Origin of the sequence: Shouchella patagoniensis, assembly GCF_002019705.1 — a bacterium.
GTDB classification, from domain to species: domain Bacteria; phylum Bacillota; class Bacilli; order Bacillales; family Bacillaceae_D; genus Shouchella; species Shouchella patagoniensis.
The window spans coordinates 2,618,237-2,640,159 of the sequence record NZ_KV917377.1 but is presented as its reverse complement, the minus strand read 5'-3'; the positions used below and the strand labels follow the sequence as shown (position 1 = coordinate 2,640,159).

The 21,923-nt window shown below is 41.8% G+C and carries 21 protein-coding genes; 15 read left to right on the top strand and 6 right to left on the bottom strand.

Going from position 1 to position 21,923, the window contains the following annotated elements:
• Positions 1 to 20 precede the first annotated feature (20 nt).
• Entirely contained in the window at positions 21 to 782 is a 762-nt protein-coding gene (modA, locus tag BK584_RS13945) for a molybdate ABC transporter substrate-binding protein (protein WP_078393174.1), read from the top strand.
• A 3-nt stretch (positions 783 to 785) separates the two neighbouring features.
• Positions 786 to 1,454, top strand: coding sequence for a molybdate ABC transporter permease subunit (gene modB / locus BK584_RS13940; protein WP_078393173.1), 669 nt, complete (start codon positions 786 to 788; stop codon positions 1,452 to 1,454).
• Here modB and BK584_RS13935 read toward each other — a convergent pair.
• A complete protein-coding gene (locus tag BK584_RS13935) occupies positions 1,432 to 1,854 on the bottom strand; it encodes a hypothetical protein (protein WP_078393172.1) in 423 nt (140 codons plus the stop codon). The two genes, modB and BK584_RS13935, sit on opposite strands and share 23 nt — an antisense overlap.
• A gap of 149 nt (positions 1,855 to 2,003) precedes the next feature.
• Between BK584_RS13935 and BK584_RS13930 the strand changes: the two genes are divergently transcribed.
• Complete coding sequence (locus tag BK584_RS13930) at positions 2,004 to 2,978, top strand: sodium:calcium antiporter (protein WP_078393171.1); 975 nt, start codon at positions 2,004 to 2,006, stop codon at positions 2,976 to 2,978.
• On the opposite strand, the gene BK584_RS13925 is transcribed toward BK584_RS13930, so the two are convergent.
• A complete protein-coding gene (locus tag BK584_RS13925) occupies positions 2,941 to 3,558 on the bottom strand; it encodes a DUF6944 family repetitive protein (RefSeq protein ID WP_078393170.1) in 618 nt (205 codons plus the stop codon). The genes BK584_RS13930 and BK584_RS13925 overlap by 38 nt on opposite strands.
• Positions 3,559 to 3,802: 244 nt before the next feature.
• Here BK584_RS13925 and BK584_RS13920 point away from each other — a divergent pair, with 244 nt between their 5' ends.
• Both BK584_RS13920 and BK584_RS13915 read left to right on the top strand, forming a co-directional pair.
• Positions 3,803 to 4,510 carry a CoA transferase subunit A gene (locus BK584_RS13920; RefSeq protein WP_078393169.1) on the top strand — a complete coding sequence of 236 codons (708 nt, stop codon included), beginning with the start codon at positions 3,803 to 3,805 and terminating at the stop codon, positions 4,508 to 4,510.
• 1 nt (position 4,511) lies between these two features.
• On the top strand, positions 4,512 to 5,153 hold the full coding sequence (locus BK584_RS13915; protein WP_078393168.1) for a 3-oxoacid CoA-transferase subunit B: 642 nt from the start codon (positions 4,512 to 4,514) through the stop codon (positions 5,151 to 5,153).
• Between the two features lie 40 nt (positions 5,154 to 5,193).
• Here the strand turns inward: BK584_RS13915 and BK584_RS13910 are convergent, their stop codons facing one another.
• Entirely contained in the window at positions 5,194 to 5,589 is a 396-nt protein-coding gene (locus BK584_RS13910) for a GNAT family N-acetyltransferase (RefSeq protein WP_078393167.1), read from the bottom strand.
• A gap of 250 nt (positions 5,590 to 5,839) precedes the next feature.
• Here BK584_RS13910 and BK584_RS13905 point away from each other — a divergent pair, with 250 nt between their 5' ends.
• The 5 genes from BK584_RS13905 to BK584_RS13885 all read left to right on the top strand — a co-directional run bounded on the left by BK584_RS13905 (position 5,840) and on the right by BK584_RS13885 (position 11,361).
• On the top strand, positions 5,840 to 7,669 hold the full coding sequence (locus BK584_RS13905) for a UbiD family decarboxylase (RefSeq protein ID WP_078395619.1): 1,830 nt from the start codon (positions 5,840 to 5,842) through the stop codon (positions 7,667 to 7,669).
• Positions 7,670 to 7,898: 229 nt separating this feature from the next.
• The gene (locus BK584_RS13900) at positions 7,899 to 8,876 is read left to right on the top strand and encodes a ring-cleaving dioxygenase (RefSeq protein WP_078393166.1); all 978 of its coding nucleotides are present in this window, start codon (positions 7,899 to 7,901) and stop codon (positions 8,874 to 8,876) included.
• Between the two features lie 50 nt (positions 8,877 to 8,926).
• Positions 8,927 to 9,397 carry a hypothetical protein gene (locus BK584_RS24910; protein WP_078393165.1) on the top strand — a complete coding sequence of 157 codons (471 nt, stop codon included), beginning with the start codon at positions 8,927 to 8,929 and terminating at the stop codon, positions 9,395 to 9,397.
• 542 nt (positions 9,398 to 9,939) lie between these two features.
• Positions 9,940 to 10,656 (top strand): purine-nucleoside phosphorylase, encoded by a 717-nt coding sequence (deoD, locus tag BK584_RS13890; protein ID WP_078393164.1) that lies wholly within the window; start codon positions 9,940 to 9,942, stop codon positions 10,654 to 10,656.
• Between the two features lie 114 nt (positions 10,657 to 10,770).
• Entirely contained in the window at positions 10,771 to 11,361 is a 591-nt protein-coding gene (locus BK584_RS13885) for a cupin domain-containing protein (protein WP_078393163.1), read from the top strand.
• 42 nt (positions 11,362 to 11,403) lie between these two features.
• On the opposite strand, the gene BK584_RS13880 is transcribed toward BK584_RS13885, so the two are convergent.
• Positions 11,404 to 12,282: a TetR/AcrR family transcriptional regulator gene (locus BK584_RS13880; protein ID WP_078393162.1), complete on the bottom strand. Its 879-nt coding sequence runs from the start codon at positions 12,280 to 12,282 to the stop codon at positions 11,404 to 11,406.
• Between the two features lie 198 nt (positions 12,283 to 12,480).
• Here BK584_RS13880 and BK584_RS24665 point away from each other — a divergent pair, with 198 nt between their 5' ends.
• The 5 genes from BK584_RS24665 to BK584_RS13860 all read left to right on the top strand — a co-directional run bounded on the left by BK584_RS24665 (position 12,481) and on the right by BK584_RS13860 (position 20,392).
• Positions 12,481 to 12,624, top strand: a complete 144-nt coding sequence (locus tag BK584_RS24665) for a hypothetical protein (protein WP_169871273.1) — start codon at positions 12,481 to 12,483, stop codon at positions 12,622 to 12,624.
• A 16-nt stretch (positions 12,625 to 12,640) separates the two neighbouring features.
• Positions 12,641 to 15,811, top strand: coding sequence for an efflux RND transporter permease subunit (locus BK584_RS13875; protein WP_078393161.1), 3,171 nt, complete (start codon positions 12,641 to 12,643; stop codon positions 15,809 to 15,811).
• 149 nt (positions 15,812 to 15,960) lie between these two features.
• A complete protein-coding gene (locus BK584_RS13870; RefSeq protein ID WP_078393160.1) occupies positions 15,961 to 16,506 on the top strand; it encodes a GNAT family N-acetyltransferase in 546 nt (181 codons plus the stop codon).
• A 398-nt stretch (positions 16,507 to 16,904) separates the two neighbouring features.
• Positions 16,905 to 18,833 carry an endonuclease MutS2 gene (locus BK584_RS13865; protein ID WP_078393159.1) on the top strand — a complete coding sequence of 643 codons (1,929 nt, stop codon included), beginning with the start codon at positions 16,905 to 16,907 and terminating at the stop codon, positions 18,831 to 18,833.
• 713 nt (positions 18,834 to 19,546) lie between these two features.
• Entirely contained in the window at positions 19,547 to 20,392 is an 846-nt protein-coding gene (locus BK584_RS13860) for a DegV family protein (RefSeq protein ID WP_078393158.1), read from the top strand.
• 295 nt (positions 20,393 to 20,687) lie between these two features.
• On the opposite strand, the gene BK584_RS13855 is transcribed toward BK584_RS13860, so the two are convergent.
• Positions 20,688 to 21,296, bottom strand: a complete 609-nt coding sequence (locus BK584_RS13855; RefSeq protein WP_078393157.1) for a YdcF family protein — start codon at positions 21,294 to 21,296, stop codon at positions 20,688 to 20,690.
• A 57-nt stretch (positions 21,297 to 21,353) separates the two neighbouring features.
• Positions 21,354 to 21,917, bottom strand: a complete 564-nt coding sequence (locus BK584_RS13850) for a cysteine dioxygenase (protein ID WP_078393156.1) — start codon at positions 21,915 to 21,917, stop codon at positions 21,354 to 21,356.
• Positions 21,918 to 21,923 lie beyond the last annotated feature (6 nt).

Sequence of the window (21,923 nt, the reverse complement as noted above, 5' to 3'; positions counted from 1 at the left end):
AGAAATCGGGAGTGGCTACTATGAAAAAAAAAGCTTTTAGTTCGATTGTCGCTTGTCTGTTTTTGACTGCTTGTAGTACGTCTGGAGACGAGGAACCAACAGAAGTTATGGTGATGGCAGCAGCGAGTTTAACGGACGCTTTAGATGAAATAAAAGTGCTTTATGAAGATGAAGAAGATGTTGAGTTGGTCATTAATTACGGTTCTTCTGGACAACTAAGAGAGCAAATTTCGCGAGGTGCTCCTGCAGATTTATTCCTGTCCGCTTCATTATCGGATATGGAACGTTTAGAGGAAGATAACGAGGTGCGGGAGTCAGCAAATGTATTGCTTAATCAGCTTGTCTTTATTGCAACACCAGAGGCAGCTAAAGACTTAAATGAGTGGACTGACTTACTTAGCGGAGACATTCAAGGTATTGCAATGGGAAATCCAGAGAGTGTACCTGCGGGCAAGTATGCGCTCCAAGCTTTGGAATCTCTTGATATGTGGGAAGAAATTGAAGCAAATACGCGGTACGGGTCGGATGTGCGGCAAGTGCTTACATATGTAGAAACAGGAAATACGGATGCGGGCATTGTGTATGAAACGGATGCGCGCACATCTGGCGACGAGATTATGATTGTTGATCATGCTCCAGAAGATACTCATGATCCGATCGTTTACCCGATTGGTTTGTTGGAAGAGGCTGCTGATAAAGAGGAGACGGCTGATTTTTATGAGTGGTTACAAACGGAAGAGCCACTTGAAATTTTTGAGTCCTACGGCTTTAACAGGAATTAACGGATGGGCGTAGAGTTTTGGACGCCGATTGTTGTTTCCCTTCGAGTTGTTGCAGTAGCGAGCGTCCTTTCATTTATGCTTGCTGTTTTCGCTGCATGGATGCTAAAAAAGCGTCGCTTTAAAGGGAAGGTCTTTGTGGAAACGGCTTTAATGCTCCCCCTTGTTTTGCCGCCAACTGTTATCGGCTTTGGGTTACTGACGCTATTTGGTCGTAGAAGCTTTATTGGAGAATGGTTTGAGCATCTGTTTAATCAGCCAATTGTTTTTTCTTATCTGGCCGCTGTTATTGCGGCAACGGTTGTTGCCTTTCCTCTTATTTATCAAATGTTAATAAATGGTTTTGAGGCCGTTGACGATGACTTAGAAGCAGCAGCGAGACAAATGGGTGCAAGTGAGTGGAAAGTCTTTTATTATGTGACATTGCCACTTACTTGGAGGGCACTTGTTTCTGGCTATATGCTGGGCTTTGCTAGAGCCCTTGGTGAGTTCGGGGCAACGTTAATGTTTGCAGGAAGTATTTTTGGCGTCACTCAAACAATCCCAACGAGCATTTTTATTGCGGTGGAATCTGGTAATATGGCACTTGCTTATTATTGGGTGCTATCAATTGTTGTGTTTGCTTTTGTACTACTAGCCTTTGTGCAGCGGATCAAAACAATCGGGAATAAGTAGTAAGAAAAAGCGCCGTCATGCAATGAATGACGGCGCTTTTCCTCTTACAACCAGCTTTTACGGTTCCCGTGGGATTGAACAAGTCGCCACATCTGATGCCGATGACTACGGTTTTTAGGGTCAACACCACGTATGCTTCAATTGTTAAAGAGAGATGTCCTTTATCATCAGGGAATTGCTTCCAATATCCATAGATCGATTGGCTCGTAATAAGTCGCTTTTGTAAGGCGCGGATCATCGTTTTGTTATCATGAAAAGAGAAGAGTAACAGCAACATGTATGCGTCTGTCATTGGCCCGGATTCAAAGCAGAAAACAAACGAGCCATCTTCTTGTTGGTTTTGTTTAAGTGCACGTAAACTAAACGCTTGTGCAGCAGTAATACGTTTCGTTAGGTTCATGATCCTCCTCCATCATCAGACGTGTAAAAAGTTGCGTGAAATAAACGCTTCTTGCACATCCTATGAAGAAGGAAGTGAGACGGGCAGGGACGACACCCAAAGACCGTAAAAAAAAGCTCAAAAAAAGAGCCTAGGGTAGGTGAAACAAAATGGTTTATCTTCTTTTTGCTTTCTTGGTCGCTGTGACCGTATTTGCGGCAGTGAAGTTATCAAAGTATGCAAATGTGATTCAACAAAAAACGGCAATGACAGGCTTTTTTGCAGGTGCTGTCTTAATTGCAGGTGCAACTTCATTGCCAGAAGTAACGACAAACGTAACAGCCGGGGTGATTCGTAGCCCTGATCTAGCTGTGGGAAATGTCCTCGGCAGCAATGCCTTTAATTTATTTGTACTAGCTGCTGTTGATATGTGGTTTAGAAAAAAGAAAATGTATGTACATGTGTCGAAGCAATCAGCTATTCCTGCGTTATTGGGTCTTGTTCTCACACTAGTTGTAGCAAGTGCTTTTCTTATAAGGACGTCTGTTGGCTTTTTAGGAATTGGGATTGATGTTTGGCTAATTATCGCCTTATATTTTGGAGGTATTTTTTATTTAAACCATGCAAATAAATTACCTGATGAACCACCTGCTGAAAAGAAAACAACGTTGACTTTAAAGGGTGCAATCATTCGCTTTGTTATTGCTGCATTAATCATTATGGCGGCGGGGTCATACTTAACGGTACTTGGTGACGAAATCGCGGTCATCACTGGGCTCGGTCAATCTTTTATTGGTAGTTTGCTTATTGCTGGAGCGACCACCTTGCCAGAAGTGTCAGTTGTATACCTTGCATTAAAACGTGGTCAATATAATGGAGCGGTTGGTGTCATTATTGGAAGCAATATGTTTAACTTAATCCTGCTTGGAGTGGCTGATTTATTTTATCGGGACGCTACTTTAATTGGAGATGCAAGTTCAGTTCATTGGATTACATTGCTTGCTCTATTAATTCTTACAACAGTTATGCTCGCTGCAATTTATATAAATAAAGGGATAAAACGAGTAAGTTGGCTACCGTCGTTAACGGTTATTACTTGTTATGTGATTATGACTGTATTGCTTTACATGTACTCCGGTAATTGACTAGGTTTTTCTCGTCGGTATCCTCTTTTACGCCATTATTCTCTAGTGATTTTGTTGCGCTTAAGGCAGAAAGGACGGCGCCAATCGCTTGAATCCAGCTTCCCGTAGTATTCAAGCGCTCTTCGTGCCTATCAACTTCGAAATCAAGAATGCCAGCGAGGGCTTGCATGGAGTTTCCAATGACTTGAAGAAGGTCCCCGTAAAAGGCGTATATACTAGCGATGTTCACATCCGCTTTTACATCCCCGGAGAAAGAAACGGCCCCACCAGCGGCTTGAAATAAGTTTCCTTTAATCGTTAATGTTTGCTCGAAGTCTTCATTGAATGGCAGGATAAGCGCACCAACAATAATGGAGTTTCCTGCCGCTTGAATAACGTTCCCGGCTTGATCAAGAGAACCGGGTTCATTGGTGTCTGCTATTAGACCGTTCCCTGTAGCTTGCAAAACATTGCCCCATAGACCGAGGAAGTCAGTTGCTTCCTCAGGTCTTGTGTCTGAAGGAGTATCGCCGACGGCGGCAACAATGGTTCCAATTGCTTCAATCCAAGCACCTGTAAAGGCTTTGATTGAATGACCCATCGTCCCACCCCCTGCATAATAGATAGATGCTTTTTCATCATATTCAACTGGCTATAGAGACGTTCGCCTAGCGCTAAGAAGCGTCTTTCATACCACGACAACCGAAAACAACACTAAGTGCATGAGCTGGTTTGTCATTCTTTGTCCCCTTTTGCAGATTAAATGGAAAGATCCGGCTATTCTTGTTAGAATGTATGTAAGCGTTTTCGTTTGTGACTATTGTGTTGAGAAGGGGACGATTTGAATGAGTAAAATCATCGCTTCAACGGATCAAATAATGAGCCAGATCCAGAACGGGGCAACGCTAGTTGTTGGAGGATTTGGACTATGTGGCATACCTGAACATTTAATTGCAGCTGTAAAAGAAAAGGGTGTGACAGACCTCACTGTTGTTAGCAATAATTGTGGCGTTGATGACTTTGGTTTAGGGCAGCTACTTGAAGACAAACAAATAAAAAAGATGGTTGCTTCCTACGTAGGTGAAAACAAACAATTTGAACAACAATTTCTAAATGGAGAACTGGAAGTCGAACTTGTTCCACAAGGAACCCTTGCTGAGAGGCTGCGGGCAGGAGGAGCGGGTATCCCTGCTTTCTACACAGCAACAGGTGTAGATACGCCAGTGGCAGAAGGCAAGGAAGAAAAAGAGTTTGATGGCAAACGATATATTATGGAGCGTGGCATCGTCGGAGATGTGGCATTAGTAAAGGCGTGGAAAGCTGATTCGTTTGGAAACCTTGTCTTTCGAAAAACATCACGCAACTTCAATCCGTTAGTAGCAACCGCAGGCAAGGTCACCATTGTTGAAGTAGAAGAGTTAGTTGAACTCGGTGAACTCGACCCAGACGAAATTCATACGCCAGGTGTTTATGTGCAGCACGTATTTGTTGGCGACTCATTTGAGAAGCGGATTGAACGTAGAACGGTAGCTCAAGTGGGAGGGGGAAACTAACATGAAAGAGACACGGAAGCGTATTCTCGAGCGAGCGGTAAAAGAAATAAAAGACGGAATGTGTGTGAATTTAGGAATTGGTATGCCTACGCTTATTGCCAATATGATTCCAGACGACGTACATGTAATGTTGCAGTCAGAAAACGGTTTATTAGGCATTGGACGGTATCCAACAGAAGAAGAAGTGGATCCTGATTTAATCAACGCCGGGAAAGAAACAGTAACGGCTAAAACAGGTGCTTCTTATTTTGATAGTGCAGAATCATTTGCGATGATTCGTGGAGGGCATATCGATTTAGCCGTTCTTGGCGGCATGGAAGTATCCGAATCAGGCGACCTTGCCAATTGGATGATCCCAGGAAAAATGGTAAAAGGTATGGGCGGCGCGATGGATCTTGTGCAAGGTGCTAAGAAAATTGTGGTCATTATGGATCATACAAATAAATACGGTGAATCAAAAGTAAAGCAAAGCTGTTCATTGCCATTAACGGGAAAAGCAGTTGTTGATTTACTCGTAACCGATTTAGCTGTCTTTTCGTACAAAGACGGGCAAATGACGTTAATTGAATTGCAAGAGGGTGTGACGCTAGAAGAAGTGAAGCAAGTAACGGAAGCAAGTTTCCGTGTTGGGATTAGCGTTTAACAAAAAACAAAAGAAACCCAGGTGCTTATGCTCCTGGGTTTTAGCTATTCTTTTGCCAAACACCGCCACCACTAAAAATAAAACCGCATTTCTGATAAAAAGAAGTATGTTTTGGCATGTAAGAGACAGTAATGATTTCAAGCCCAATTCGCTCGCCCTCATGTAACAGAGCTTTTACAAGGGCGGTACCGATTTCTTGACCTTGATAAGTAGGATCGACAATGATGTCTTCCATATAGCCGTGTTCAAGACCCATACCACATACATAGCCAAAGCCGATGAGTTTGCCAGATTGGTCGATAGCAGCTGCATAGAAGTTGCAGCGCTTAAATAGAGCTGGGAAGTCCTGATCTCGTCTACCCCAGCCGACTTTCTCTCTTAAGGAGGGGACTGCATCGTTTGTTAGTGGAGGGTTTATGTTAATTGTATAGGGCAATGATTGAACCGCCTTTCTTCAGTCATCTTCTTCATAAAAGATAGAAATTTAATTATCAGATTAGGTAGTGCAGCGGCATTATGAAGATGAGCTTTATGTTTAATCAACCTGTAGTCTTCATTTATTCTCTATCAACGATGTAATACCTGCTCATTATTCAATGAAAATCGTATAGATGTCGTTTGACTGATGATTAAGTGAGCCAGCATAATAGACAGGAGAGAGAGACCGGTTGAAAGGATGGCGTTTTATGTATCAAAATTTAGAAGAATGCATTGTTGATTTGGAAGCTCATGGTCACCTTGTCCGCATAAAAGAAGAAGTGGACCCATACTTAGAAATGGCTGCTATTCAGCGTCGTACTTACCAAGAAGGTGGACCAGCTATCTTATTTGAAAATGTGAAGGGCTCGAGATACCCTGCTGTTGCGAACTTGTTTGGTTCAATTGAGCGAAGTAAATTTATGTTTCGTAAGAACTGGGATAAAGTCGAACAAATTATCGCGCTGCGCGATGATCCAATGAAGGCCATTAAAAACCCATTAAAAAATTTGGGCAATGGATTTTCCGCGCTAGCAGCATTACCAATGAGGAAGCCTGGTTTAAATGGTTCACAGCTTGAAGAGATTGAGATCTCTGATATTCCTTTTATTCACTCTTGGCCAGATGATGGCGGTGCATTTATTACACTGCCACAGGTCTATTCCGAAGACCCTGATAAACCCGGCATGATGAATGCCAATGTTGGGATGTACCGCGTGCAGCTTAACGGTAATGAGTACGAACAGAACAAGGAAGTTGGTTTGCATTATCAAATTCAACGCGGCATTGGTGTACACCAGACAAAAGCGGCGAATAAAGGCGAGCCATTAAAAGTGAGCATTTTTGTTGGTGGGCCACCTGCTCATACATTGTCGGCAGTAATGCCGTTACCAGAGGGGCTTAGTGAGATGTTATTTGCAGGACTGTTGGCAGGTCGTCGTTTTCGTTATGGCTATGTTGATGGATATTGTGTGAGCCACGATGCTGACTTTGTGATAACAGGTGACTTATATCCGGACGATACGAAGCCTGAAGGTCCTTTTGGTGACCACTTAGGTTATTACAGTTTGACGCATGAGTTTCCTGTCCTAAAAGTGCATAAAGTCTATGCACGCAAAGGGGCCATTTATCCATTTACCGTTGTTGGGCGACCACCGCAAGAAGATACAAGCTTCGGTGCGCTTATTCATGAGCTAACTGGTGATGCGGTGACGCAAGAGCTTCCAGGAGTAAAAGAAGTTCATGCTATTGATGCAGCGGGGGTGCATCCACTCCTGTTTGCGATTGGAAGTGAGCGATACACACCTTACCAAGAAGTGAAACAACCAACTGAATTGTTAACGATCGCGAATCGCATTCTTGGGTTTGGCCAGCTTAGCTTGGCGAAATATTTGTTTCTAACGGCAGAACAAGATGAACCAGTAAGTACACATGATGAAGAGGTTTTTCTCCAATATATATTAAAACGAATCGACTTAAAGCGTGACCTGCATTTCCAAACGAATACAACGATTGATACGCTGGATTACAGTGGTACAGGTTTAAATAGCGGCAGTAAAGTTGTGTTTGCGGCATATGGTGATGTTAAACGAGAATTATGTACAGCAGTACCTGAAGCACTTCTTGATGCAAAAGCAATAAAACGAGCCGACTTAATTATACCTGGTGTGATTGCGATTGAAACAAAGGCGTTCAAAGACTATGCGCAAGTTAGAAAAGAAATGACAACCTTAACCAATGCACTTGCGAAGGAGGGTGGACTAGAAAATTGCCCATTAATCATCTTATGTGATGACAGTGAGTTCGTAAGCAAATCATGGCAGAATTTCCTCTGGACAACGTTTACCCGCAGCAACCCGTCACATGACATGTATGGAGTGAATAGTTTCACGGCAAACAAACACTGGGGTTGTGACAATGTCATAATTGACGCACGTATTAAAGGGCATCACGCACCTCCGTTAGTTGAGGATGAGGACGTAGAACAACGGATTAATCGTTTCTTTGAAGCAGGAGGCGTACTTTCAAAGGAGCAATAAGAGAAAATCAATCGGCTCTATTTAAGGGAGCAGATGTCTTGAATGAACCAACTCGACTGCTTTGAGTTGGTTTTTCCTTTTGCCTGTACATAATAAAGCGCTCATGAACACAAACTTTTCGAAAGGTATCGACTGATATTCATTCGTTGACAAATATCTCGAATTAAGTATAATTGAATTAGAGATAAAACCAAAGAAACGATTCGCCACTTTAAGGAGGCAATAATACATGAATCATTTAAAAGGAATCCACCATGTTACTGCAATTACGAGCAGTGCGGAAAAAAATTATGACTTTTTCACACACGTTCTCGGCATGCGTTTAGTTAAGAAAACAGTCAATCAAGATGACATTCAAACATATCACTTATTTTTTGCAGATGATAAAGGGAGTGCAGGAACAGATATGACGTTCTTTGATTTTCCGGGCATTCCGAAAGGGTCACACGGGACCGATGAGATTTATAAAACGTCGTTTCGGGTTCCAACGGATAATGCGCTTGATTACTGGGAAAAACGATTTGACCGTATGGATGTAAACCATACTGGCATAAAAGAAGTATTTGGGAAAAAAACGTTATCTTTTGTTGATTTTGATGATCAGCACTATCAGCTTATATCAGATGAGAAAAACGAAGGAGTAGAATCAGGTACTCCTTGGCAAAAAGGTCCCATACCACTTGAATATGCAATTACAGGTCTTGGTCCCATTTTCGTCCGCGTGGCAAATGTAGATTTCTTCAAACAAGTATTGGAAAACGCCCTTCACTTTAAAGAAGTTGCTCATGAAGGTTCGCTTTTTCTCTATGAAGTAGGCGAAGGTGGTAACGGAGCGCAAGTTGTTGTTGAGCATAATATGATTTTGCCAAGAGCGCGCCAAGGCTATGGCACTGTCCACCATGCTGCCTTCCGTGTTGAAGATCGAGCGGTGCTTGATGAATGGACAAATCACCTTGAATCAATGGGCTTTAACACATCAGGCTATGTGGATCGTCACTTCTTTGAATCGCTTTATACACGTGTCTCTCCACAAATTCTATTTGAATTTGCAACAGACGGTCCTGGCTTTATGGGCGATGAACCATACGAAACACTAGGTGAAAAACTATCCTTGCCACCGTTCCTCGAACCGAAACGCGAGTACATTGAAAGCGTCGTACGCGAAATTGATACCGTCCGAAGCGATAAAGAATTTACAAAAGAATAAACAACTCTTATCCCAAAAACTTCTTTTGAAGGAGTCTTTGGGATTTTTTATTGTTCCGTGGAACAATATCGGGAGAGGAGCTTTGGAATCCGTGGGAGAAGATCAAGAATGAGGGAAGAAGATCAGGAATTGGGAGAGCAGCTCAGGAATTGAGAGGAGAAGATCAGGAATTGGAGAGAGCAGCTCAGGAATTGGGGAGAGGAGCTCAGGAATTGGGGAGAGGAGCTCAGGAATCAGGAGAGAAGATCAGGAATTGGGAGAGGAGGTCAGGAATTGGAGAGAGAAGATCAGGAATTGGGGAGAGGAGCTCAGGAATTGGGAGAGGAGGTCAGGAATCAGGAGAGCAGCTCAGGAATTGGGGAGAGGAGGTCAGGAATCAGGAGAGCAGCTCAGGAATCGGGGGAGAAGATCAGGAACCGGGGGAGAAGATCAGGAATTGGGAGGAGGAGCTCAGGAATCAGGAGAGAAGATCAGGAACCGGGAGAGCAGCTCAGGAATCGGGGGAGAAGATCAGGAATTAGAGAGAGGAGCTCAGGAATTGGGGAGGAAGATCTCAGAAGGTTGAGAGGAATAGCTCACGATTTAGCAAGAGCTAGAATACGAAAAGGAAGTTCCGACTCCATGAGCAACCTGCCTCATCTCTGGGATAGAATATTCGGACGTTGCCTCAAAACCATCGTTTAAACGAGAAGTAAAAGGAATAATACGAGGGATGATCCGGTTTGTTAGTATCTTTTTTCTTTTACAAGTCCTTATCTTCAGGGGGAGAAGAATGGATCTCACTTATTGCTACAGCAATTATAGCGGGTGTTTTTTGGTTCTTGATCCATTATGCTTCGTTAAAAAGTTCATTTAAGAAAAATAAGAAGCTTCTTGATGAGTAAAATCGAATGATAACTGATGTGGAAATAGATAAGGAAGTCGCTAGGAATGATTCTTCGTTGCGCATATGCTTTGATTTTACTATGATAGACGAGGAAGACGTTTGCATTTCATTCATGCAAATGCACAAGCTATAGTATAAGATGGAAGGCCAAATCGATTACGATAAAGGAGACAGAACATGTCAGAACATAAACAGACAGCTCATATTAATCCAAAAGGTGCAGAGATCGCTGAAACGGTTTTACTTCCAGGTGATCCGCTACGCGCAAAATTTATTGCGGATACATTTTTAGAAGACGTTACACAATTTAATAGCGTCCGTAATATGTTTGGTTATACAGGTACATATAATGGCAAGCGTATTTCTGTTATGGGGACAGGTATGGGTATGCCGAGCATGGGAATCTACTCGTGGGAACTCATTCATATTTTTGGTGTGAAGAATTTAATTCGTATCGGTTCTTGTGGAGCGCTTCAAGACAACTTGAATTTATATGACATTATCATTGGAATGGGTGCGTCATCAAACTCAAATTATGTGAGCCAGTACCACTTACCTGGTCACTACGCGCCAATCGCGTCTTTCTCATTGCTTGAGAAAGCGAAAAACATTGCCGATGAAAAAGGACAAGAGGTACATGTAGGGAACATTCTTTCTAGCGATACGTTTTATAGCGCTGATAAAGAAGCTGCTGGGAAATGGCGTGACATGGGCATCCTTGGAATTGAAATGGAAGCCGCTGCTCTTTATATGAATGCTGCAGAAGCGGGTGTGAACGCGCTTTGTATTCTAACAGTAAGTGACCATATCTTTAAGCAAGAAGAAACGACATCAGAAGAGCGTGAAACATCCTTTACGAAAATGATGGAGATAGCGCTTGAGCTAGCTGAATAAGTACATCAATAAAAATATGTAAGTCTGGCGTTCATATTCTTAAGACGCCAGGCTTTTTTGCATGTTGTGTGAATTTGCTGCATAGGAATAGGCAGGGAAAAAGGAGGTTCAGCTATGAATCAACATCTTTTGTCTTCTCCTGGGCTAGCGCTTGCAGCTGATGCAACAACGACAGTCAATTATCAACGTGATTCGCAAAATTTCATCACACAAGTATTTGCCGATCAATTACCCGCAATAAAAACGGGTCTCTTTAATGTACATTTAAGTCAAAACATAATCGTCCAACCACACTGGCATACAAACGTAACAGAGCTGGTCTTTGTTATTTCCGGTGAAGTCACTACAACGGTTTTTAATCCTTTTACACAACAACTTATGTCGTACCGGCTTGGTCCAGGACAAGTATCCGAGTTTCCGAAAGGATGGTTTCATTGGATTGTGGCGTTACAAGATCATACGCATCTTCTTACAATTTTTGATCAGCCAACCCCAGATATTGTATACGGATCAGACTTTTTACGCTTCACGCCTAAAGAAATTGTAAACCTTGCTTACTGCGTGGACCCAAATGAGTACGCTAGGGCGGTTGCTCCGATTCAAGAATCGGTTATTCTCGGGCCTCCAACTTGGTGTGGCAATCAACAGAGGACGGGAGAAGCAAACCATTTGACTCCTCCATCACCTTATCAAGGTTATCGTTAGAAAAAGCGTCGTGCATAACACACGGCGCTTTTTCTCATTTTGTTAAACCCCTAGCAATAAAGCCAATTTATCACGTTCCAAACGTAGTTCTTCTATATTTGAAAAAGCAGCGAGCATCCCTTGAAACACGACTTTCTTAGGTTCGGTTTTTTCTAGTTCAGCTGTGAGTACTTGTAGTGCATCTTCCAGGTCTGTCCGTGTTTCTGAAGGAAGAGCTAATGTCGAGAGGATCTGTTGCATTCTTTCTAACGTTGATTCAATTTGTTCTCGAGCCGCAGGTACATCATTTGGACTTTTTGCTAGTAGCATTTTAATGGACTCTCTTGTTAAAAGAGGTGGTTCATTTCTGTTTATGAGACACGTGAAAACATCATCTAATCGTTGTATTAAAAAATGCGCTAAAGTATTAGCAGAAATAGAAAGATTGTTTAACATGATTATATGGAAATAGGAATGCAACATCCCTTCTAAAATTACGCTCCCATCAACGATGTACTCCTGGGCTTCTTTTCCATAAATCCGTAGCAAATTCTTCTCATACCATAAATGGATTTCCTTTTTCTTTTCCCACATAAACCTTGCCATTTCTGGGTTTGACGCGAGACCTTGTTCTTGAAATTGCATAATAATAAAGTCTCTATGACCTACGATTTCTCGAAACTGAACTTCAAGTTGCTTTTTAAAAGACTCTTTTGGAGGCAACCCTTTCTCCTCAACGTCTGTTACTTTCTCCCATAAACGGCCATAATAAAAACGGAATATCGCTACGAGTAACTCGTCCTTCGAATGAAAATGCAGATAAAAAGCGCCTTTCGAAATGCCGCTTTCTTTAGCGATTTCTTGAATCGAGGTTGAGTGGAACCCTTTGCTTGCAAAAAGGCGCATAGCTGCCTCAATTAGTAATGTTCGCTTATCGCTCATTCAAAACGCAGTCCTCTCATTTTATATATTTATAGATAGCGTACCAGATAATAAAGAAAAACGATACTAATAAAATGACCAGTGGGTCATTTTGATAAAAATAGACACAATTACATAAGAATAACCATTGAAATAAGGTGGTTAATTAGGTAGTATGTATGTATTATGACTGGTCAGTCAGTTTGGAGGGGAGAGAGTGTGAAAACCATAGTGAATCGTTTTTTATGGGTACATACAGATAAACCCAAAGAAAACAAACAAGACGTAGAACTGTTAGAAGTGATCGCTGCGCGTTTAAGAAGACGTGGAGTCGATGCAACCGTTTGCCAGCGCCAAAATTAAAATAGGGAGTCAAACAATGAAATCAATCATTTCGTTTTCGATGAATAACAAGTTTGCGATTTGGCTATTAACCATTATTATCGCTATCACAGGCATATACGCTGGAACGACAATGAATCAAGAGGTTATTCCAGATATCGATGCCCCTCTTGTTAGTGTGTCGGCCGTTTATCCTGGAGCAACACCGGAGGAAATTGCTGACGAGGTTTCCATACCAATTGAACAAGCGATTGAGAATTTAGACGGAGTAGCGGTCGTTCAATCGTCTTCTTTCGAAAATTTTTCTTCGATTCAAATCGAGTATGAATTTAGCAAAGACATGGAAGAGGCAGAAATAGAAGTAAAAGATGTTGTCGAAAGCATTGATTTTACTGACGGTGTTGAAACACCGACTGTTTCACGCCTTAGTTTTGGTGCATTCCCAGTTCTTACACTAAGTGTTTCACAAGAAGGTATGGACTTGGCTGAACTAACTGAAATGGTTGAGGATGAAGTGGTTCCTTCCTTAGAAGGCCTTTCAGGAGTTGCATCAGTAACTGCAACAGGGCAAGAAGCACAAGAAGTACAAATTTTGTTTGATCAAGATGCACTTGCTGAAAATGGGCTGACTGAAGAGGTGGTCACCCAACTTTTACAAGGTACGTCAATGCGGTTCCCTCTTGGTCTTTATACGTTTGAAGGGGCTGAACAGTCGGTTGTAATCGATGGTCGCGCGACTACACTTGAAGATTTGCGATCGTTGCAACTACCAGTCATTCCAGATACGTCTGGCATGGAGGGAATGCCAGAGATGGTTCCTCCTGGGGCGGAAGAAATGGAAGGCGTGGCTCCCCCGAGTGGTGATTTAGGTGGGGAAGAATTTAGTTTAGACGAAATGCCACCGATGCAACTGGAGACTGTAGCACTTGAAGAAGTAGCCGACGTTGAGGTCGTTACAGAATCAAGCTCAATCTCACGGACAAATGGCGAAACATCAATTGGCGTTGAAATTGTAAAAGCGTCAAATGCAAATACAGTTGAAGTGGCGGAAGCAGTTAAAGAAGCTATTGCCGATTTTGAAGCGAAAGGCACTTCGATTTCAATTACAATGGATCAAGCCGAACCGATCCAAGAAGCAGTAGCCACCATGATTAGCAAAGCATTATTCGGAGCGTTATTTGCTATTTTAGTTATTATGCTGTTTTTACGTAACATCAAATCAACGATTATATCGGTTATCTCCATTCCGATTTCGCTGTTTATCGCCCTGATTGCTTTGCAGCAACTTGATATTACATTGAACTTAATGACGTTAGGCGCGATGACGGTCGCAATTGGTCGGGTTATAGATGACTCCATTGTTGTGGTTGAGAATATCTTTAGACGAATGGGATCGAAACAGGAATCTCTGTCCGGGCGCGAGTTAATTAAAGACGCAACAAAAGAAGTATTTAAGCCAATCCTTTCTTCAACCATTGTAACAAGTGCGGTTTTTCTCCCACTTGGGCTCGTTGAAGGTATGGTCGGTGAATTATTCCTTCCATTTGGATTAACGGTGATTTTTGCTTTATTTGCATCGCTTCTTGTAGCGATAACAGTGGTGCCGATGATGGCTCATTCAATGTTTAAAAAAGGAATTCCCAAAAAACATCAGCACCATGAAGAAAAGCCAGGCAAATTAGCTGGTGCGTACCGTCGATTACTCGTCTGGACGCTTAATCATAAATGGATTACGTCGCTAATAGCAGTTGCGTTATTAGTTGGGAGCTTAATGCTCACACCTTTTGTTGGCGTGAGTTTCTTACCTGAAGAAGAAGAAAAAATGGTTTTTGCAACGTATTCCCCTAATGCAGGAACAACATTTGACGATGCAGAAGCGGATGTAGATGCAGCAGAAGCGGTGCTGCTCGAACGCGACGGCATTGATACATTCCAATTTTCGCTTGGTGGTCAAAGCCCAATGCCTATGATGGCATCGAGTGGCAATTCAGCAATCTTCTACATCTTGTATGATGATGACTATGAAGGTTTTACAGCTGAAAAAGATGCAGTGATTGAGGATCTTGAAGCTGTAACGGAAAACGGGACATGGGCATCTCAAGATATTGCGACAGGTGGAATGGGATCAAGTGATTTCTCTGTTCGTGTATATGGAGACTCTGAAGCAGAAATTGAACCAGTCGTAAATGAAGTAGCTGATTTAATGGCTGGATACGAAGATCTTGATGAACCGGAAACAACCATTTCCGATCGTTATGATGAATATACACTTTCTGTCGATCAGGAACAGTTAAGCGAACTTGGTTTAACGACTGCACAACTAGGAATGGCTCTTTACTCTGTTGATAGCCATGACGCAATAACGACGGTTGTTGAAGATGGAGTAGACTTAGATGTAATCATCGCAACCGATGAAGAAGAGTATGATAATATTGATGAATTAACAGATGTAACGGTACAGACTCAATTCGGAACAGAAGTACCGATTTCGGACCTTGTAACCATTGAAGAAGGAACAACTTCATCAACGATTACAAGACGAGAAGGTCAGGTTTATGCAGAAGCTTCTGCCAAGATCTTGTCTGAAGATGTGTCTAGTGTATCGGCGGCCATTATGGATGACGTTAATGAGTTAGAGCTTCCAGATGGTGTCACTACGCAAATTGGTGGCGTTACAGCTGATATTGAAGAATCGTTTACACAACTTGGTTTAGCTATGCTAGCAGCAATTGCAATTGTTTACTTTGTTTTAGTTGTTACATTTGGTGGTGGCCTAGCTCCATTTGCGATCTTGTTCTCCTTACCATTTATTGCGATTGGATCGATTGTTGGTCTACTCATTGCAGGTGAAACGATTAGTATTTCGGTATTAATTGGTGTACTGATGCTTATCGGTATTGTTGTCACGAATGCAATCGTGCTAATCGACCGCGTCATTCATAAAGAAAAAGAAGGACTCTCTACTCGAGATGCGTTGCTTGAAGCGGGCACAACTCGTTTACGTCCGATCTTAATGACGGCATTAGCAACAATTGGGGCGCTTCTACCACTTGCATTTGGATTAGAAGGCGGCGGGCTCATTTCAAAAGGTCTTGGTATTACAGTAATCGGCGGATTAACAAGTTCGACATTGTTAACACTTGTTATCGTACCAATTGTGTATGAACTATTGATGGGTTTAAAAGCAAAAGTAGTACGAAAAGGATAAAAGATGAGCATGAGTTCGGCATTGTGCCGAACCGTGCTTTTTTCTTGTTCTTAGGCAGAATCAAGCTAAAGGGATTTCTAGATCAAGCCGAGGATTTTTACATAAGTCCTTGAACTACATGGCAACTAACTAACAAGGAGGTAAGTGAGATGGTTGTTCTTCAGAAGACATTTAATGTGAACGGGACCTGCTTCATCATAAGACCTGCTAGTAATAAAGATGCAAAAAATTTATCTGAAATTAGATTGCAGATTGATGGTGAAACACAAAATCTAAATAGAGAAAAAGGGGAAGCATACTTAGATACAAGTGATTTTGAGCAATTAATTAAGACAGACTCGAAAGATCTAAAAAACCTTTTTCTAGTTGCAACAGTTAACGAGAACATTGTTGGCTTTTCAAGATGCGAAGGAAATCAATTAAAAAGATTTGCCCATAAAGTAGAGTTTGGAGTAGGTGTTTTAAAAGATTATTGGGGCTTCGGTATTGGAACAAACCTTCTAAAAGAATCGATTGCATGGGCTGATGCAATCGGAATAAAAAAAATAACGTTAAGTGTTCTAGAAACAAACGCTCCAGCGATAAATCTTTATAAAAAGTTTGGTTTTAAGATTGAAGGTATTTTAGAAAATGATAAAAAGCTTTCAGATGGTCATTATTACCATACTGTTGTCATGGGGAGATGGAATAATTAATTGTTCTTTCTCTATATGAAGTACCATTGACAAATAACTCCTCATTTCATAAGATAAGTGTGAAATCAATTATTCCCTTTTAAAAGGAGATCTTTTTATGTATCTGGTTGTTCTTAACTAATCCAACAAATTGGATAGCCTACATGCAAAAAAACGTGGTGAAGCGACGTTTGTTTATTTGTGCGCATGTTGGTATCAGTTAAGAACACGCATCATAGCCAAAAGGGAAGTTATTGCTATGGCAGAGGTGTCATGGTTTTTTTGTATTTAAAAAACCGTGATCAGCGCCTCTCACCATACGTATACCCTGCCGTCATGAGCGCTTTGTTCATGGCGGCTTTTTTGTCGTCTAGGCATGCGTTTATGGAGGCCAGGAAAAATTAGGAGGGAAAATGAAAATGAATCAACAAGCATTTGAAGCACTAGGCTTTCATGATATTTTAACTGAAATGGCGTCTTACGCCCGCACCGAGGCCGGGAAGCAAACAATAATCGATCTTCAACCTCTACAAGACAGAAAACAAGTTGAACAGAAATTAGCGGAGGTTACTGAAGCGCTTGGTATCCTTACTAGAAGTGGGAGTGTGCCAATCCATAGTCTTGGAGAGATCGATCAGTATTTAGAGCAGGCAAAAAAAGGATTGTACGTCCGTGCCGATCAGTTCGTGCACGTGCTATCATTCCTAGATCATTGTCGTAAATTAAAGGCGTTTATGAAAGACAAAGAAGGAATTGCGCCTGTGGTTTCGAGTTATGCTTTTTCAATTGAAGAGATGGAGCCACTTGAAACAGCAATTGCTGGTTGCTTACGTCACGGGCAAATCGATGATCATGCATCAAGTGATCTTGCGTACTTGCGACGCCAGTTGGTGACGTTACGAGATAAGTTAAAAGACAAGGCGCAAAGCCTTGTGAAAAACAAACGCTACACACCTTATTTACAAGATAAGACCTCAGCGGAAAGAAATGGCCGTATTGTGCTTTCGATCAAAAAGGAGTATCGCGCAAAAGTAGATGGAACGGTGCTTGACGCGTCTTCTTCTGGTTCAACACTGTTTATGGAACCCACCGTATTAAGCGATCTTCAAGAAGAAATCTCGATTATGAAAATGGCAGAAGAAGCAGAGGTTGAACGAATTTTATATGAGCTAACTGAACAGTTGCTCTCCTATGAATATGGAATTCAGATTGCAATTGAAGTGATGCACCACTATGATGTGCTTTTTGCAAAAGCGAAGTACAGCCAGGCAATTGATGCGATCGCCCCGACTGTAAATGAGGCGTATCATATTGACTTAAAACAAGCACGTCATCCAATGCTGGGTAAAAATGCAGTCCCGCTTTCCATTCGCTTTGGTGAAAACGAACGTGCGCTTGTCATTACGGGTCCGAATACTGGCGGAAAAACAGTCACTCTAAAAACAATAGGGCTGTTAACGCTCATGGCACAATCAGGTCTACCAATACCGGTTGAAAAAGGAAGCTCAACGGCTCTTTTCGGTCAAGTGTTTGTTGATATTGGTGATGGACAAAGCATTACTGATAATTTAAGCACATTTAGTTCACGTATGGTCAACATTATCGAGATCATGCGCCAGACAAATGACCGGTCTCTTGTCTTGATTGATGAACTTGGGTCAGGTACCGACCCAGCAGAAGGAATGGCACTTGCTATTGTCATTTTAGAGCAATTGTATCAAAAGGGTGCAACGTTGTTTGCGACAACCCATTATAGCGAAATGAAAGAATTCGCTCATACGACGTCAGGTTTTCTTAATGCATCAATGGAGTTTGATTTGGAAACTCTTGCCCCAACGTACAGGCTACTCCTCGGAAAAACAGGGAAAAGCCAAGCATTTGATATTGCTTTAAAGTTAGGCATGCATCCATCGATGGTTGAACGCGCTCATGAAGTGGCTTATAAAGAAGCGTCTGTTTATACAGATCGGTTCAGCAAAGACCAACTGAATCATGACGACTACAAACGCCAGGTGATTATCAATAAATACGTGCGATCAACGAAAAAAAGAAAAGGTACCGAAGACACGGTAAAAGCATTTAGTCAAGGTGACAATGTAACAGTGGCAGCAACTGGAGAGACCGCGATTGTTTATACGGGTCCGGACGGATCGGGGAACTATGTGGTGCAAATAAAAGGCGAGAAGAAAACGGTGAACCATAAGCGGCTCGAGCTAGCGATATCGGCAAGTGAGCTGTATCCGGCAGACTACGATTTTGACATTATCTTTAAGAGCAAAGAGTACCGCAAAACAAAAAATACGATGTCAAGAAAGCATGTCGACGGCCTGTCTCTTGACGAAGAATAAACAAAAAACGTAAAGCCAATCTACGAAAAATGCAGATTGGCTTATTTTATGTTCTATTTGACTTAATTGTTGTTTTTGGAGTAAAAGTATGTGGGGTCACGAATGGTTTTTTAACCGATCAAAGTGAGTGGGGCATTGACTATCATGGATATTTACAGGCTGTACAATCGAACCGCGGGCCTTGCTTAGCAACACACATGCGTTATGTAAAACGGACGGCAACTCTTTTCTGTAACCAATTTGTTTTAAATTTTTATACTATAGGGATCTGCAACTAGCGGACGGCATACACGTAGACTCTGCGGGAGAAAAGATGATGATGAGACCCACGGCTACGCTGTGAGGCTCATCCGTCGCCCGCGGAAAGCGAAGTGTATGCCGGGAGTGTGGAGAAAGAAACGTATCTTCTATTCGCACATCAATAAATAACAAGATGAAGGTCTTGTTTTTATGTAAGAGAGGGCTTTTTCTAAAATTTAGGTAAAGCTAATGACACCAATGGATTTGCTTTGGTATTCAACTTAAGTCATGTTACAGTAAGAGAATCAATGAGTTTCAACATTGCACAAACAATTATGGAAATACAGTGTATTATTATTATTCTGCTAGTTTAGGAAGCGTTTACATCGCTTTCCTGCTATGTCATACTACAAGCATAAATGCCTGTAACGTATGGGAGTAGAAAAAAGTAAATTAGTTAGAAGGAGGCTTCCATGACGAAAATTAAAATTGTAACGGATTCTACCTGTGATTTCGATCAAGCCGAATTGAATGCACTTGGAATTACGGTCGTTCCGTTGTCGATTAATATAGGAGGCACCACTTATTTAGATGGTGTTGATATTAGTAAAAAAGAGTTTGCTCACTTACTCACAACAAGCGAAGAGTTACCAAAAAGCTCTCAGCCGCCAGTTGGGGAATTTATCCGTGTTTATGAAGAGCTGCTTGCGGAGCCCGATTCCCATGTTCTTTCCATTCATATGACAAGTGCAATGAGCGGTACAGTTACATCTGCACAAATGGCAGCGGATCAAATTGGTAGTGGCGTGACTGTTGTTGATTCTGAATTTATTTCAACCGCATTAGCATTTCAAGTTAAACGGGCTGCTGAAATGGCAGAAGCTGACGCATCAATAGAAGATATTCTTAAAGAGATTGAGCAAATCCGTGCTAACACTTCATTGTATATTGTGGTTGATACGCTAGAATACTTGGCAAAAGGTGGACGAATCGGTAAAGGAAAAGCGTTACTTGGTTCACTTTTGAAGATTAAGCCAATTGCCGCTATTAAGGAAGGGGCATATACGCCTGTTGCAACAAAGCGCTCGTATAAGCAAGTGGTTGAATTCTTAACGGATAAATTTAAGACGGAAACGGAAGGTTCAGATATTGGGTATATAGGCATTGCCCATATTGAAGCAGAACGTTTTAGTAAGCAAGTCCTGGATAGCTTGAAGCAGGTGCGCGATGACTTTAATTTCTCGATCATGGAAACGTCTCCTATTATTAGTACGCATACAGGTCCAGGTGCGATTGCATTAATGTATTATACGCGCTAAGAAGCTTTCGTTTAAACACTCCTTGTACAAGGAGTGTTTTTTGGCGTTGTAAACGACGTACTGTTGAAATGAATATCAAAGGATTTCATCATAAAGCAAAAAACCAAATACGCTCGAGATGATCTTACAGTATTTGACGGCGCCCGGTATGGAAGAGCGCTATCGTTGTGATATCTATGAAAAAAATAAGGACAAAGGAATTGACGTTTTCTTCTAATAGAGGAGGGGAATTTGCGTGTCCTATGGAAGAACGGAAGAGGGTATTTAAAGAAAAGAAGAGGATAAACTGACGAGATTAAATCAGTTTTAACTCTTCGTCAGCAATTGCCCCTCTTCGTGTATAATCGATTAGCTTGGTCGCTTCAGTTTCGACCCGCTTGCGGCCATAACGGTTCGAAAACCAATTGCTTTCTTTTGTTGTCCGGTCTGATACAGGACAGAGAGAGTATGTGATCCAACTAGGCATATACATGTTCATAGTTAAATAGACGCGTCGCATGTGGATCTCTGCGGTAACGATGATCATATGGTTAATATTATGCAAATCGAAGGCACGATCGAGTACAAGCAACGATGCAAGAACATTTTCCTTTGTGTGTAAGGAGATGTCTTCAATTAAAATATCGTTTGCCGGTACACCTTCTTTCAAAGCTCGTTCACCCATCATGACGGCTTCCGGCTTTTTCGTTTGGTCCCAAGATACCCCACCAGAGAAAAGCATTTTTTGTGCTCTTCCAGCTTTATACAACTCAATTGCTTTTGGTACTCGAAGTTCAACAGCTTTGCTGCTGCCAGGGACGAAAATGCATTCTCCGGCTTGACCATCATCTTCTTTATAATGAAACAGCAATTGCGTTAACTGGTCATCTGTTAACTTCGTTGGTTGCAATTCTGAAATAAGCATCTGTTTCCTCCATTTTTGATCTCCTTAACATATTCGTTTCCTTGTCACTATACCCTCTTATTCTTTATTCAATGCTGGACTGGCGAGTTGATATTCTCTTATCTTTTGCCGTTGCTCTTCTGGCCACCAGGCACCACAATCATCCGCAACAACGCATGCTGCGCACTTTTGTAAATCATAAACTTTCATTCCGGTAATGGGTGGCGCGTAAAGGTGTAACGTAACTAAACCTTTTCTTCCCTTCATTTTATGAATCCCTTTTCTTGGAGCGAGAAAGAGTTTTCCGTTTCTATGGGTTTGGGTAAATAGTTCTTGCGGTATACCGTCATCATTGGTCTTATAGACAGTATTTTGACAATCATTGCTAACCACTTGAATCCATCCAAATGAATTCCCGTGATCATGGGGTGCGCAGTCTAGATTAGACCAGTTCATAACAAGCAGTTCCACTTCCTTAGACTGGAACAGCAATTGACGGTAATAAGGTTTGTGTTCGTCTTGCATTAAATAAGGAGACACATCTTTCATTTTTGCATCAAGCGAGAGTATGGCATCACGTAGTTCGGTCATATTCGGCGACTTTAAGGACCCTAACACTTGATGAATCCTTTTAGTAAACATTGTAGC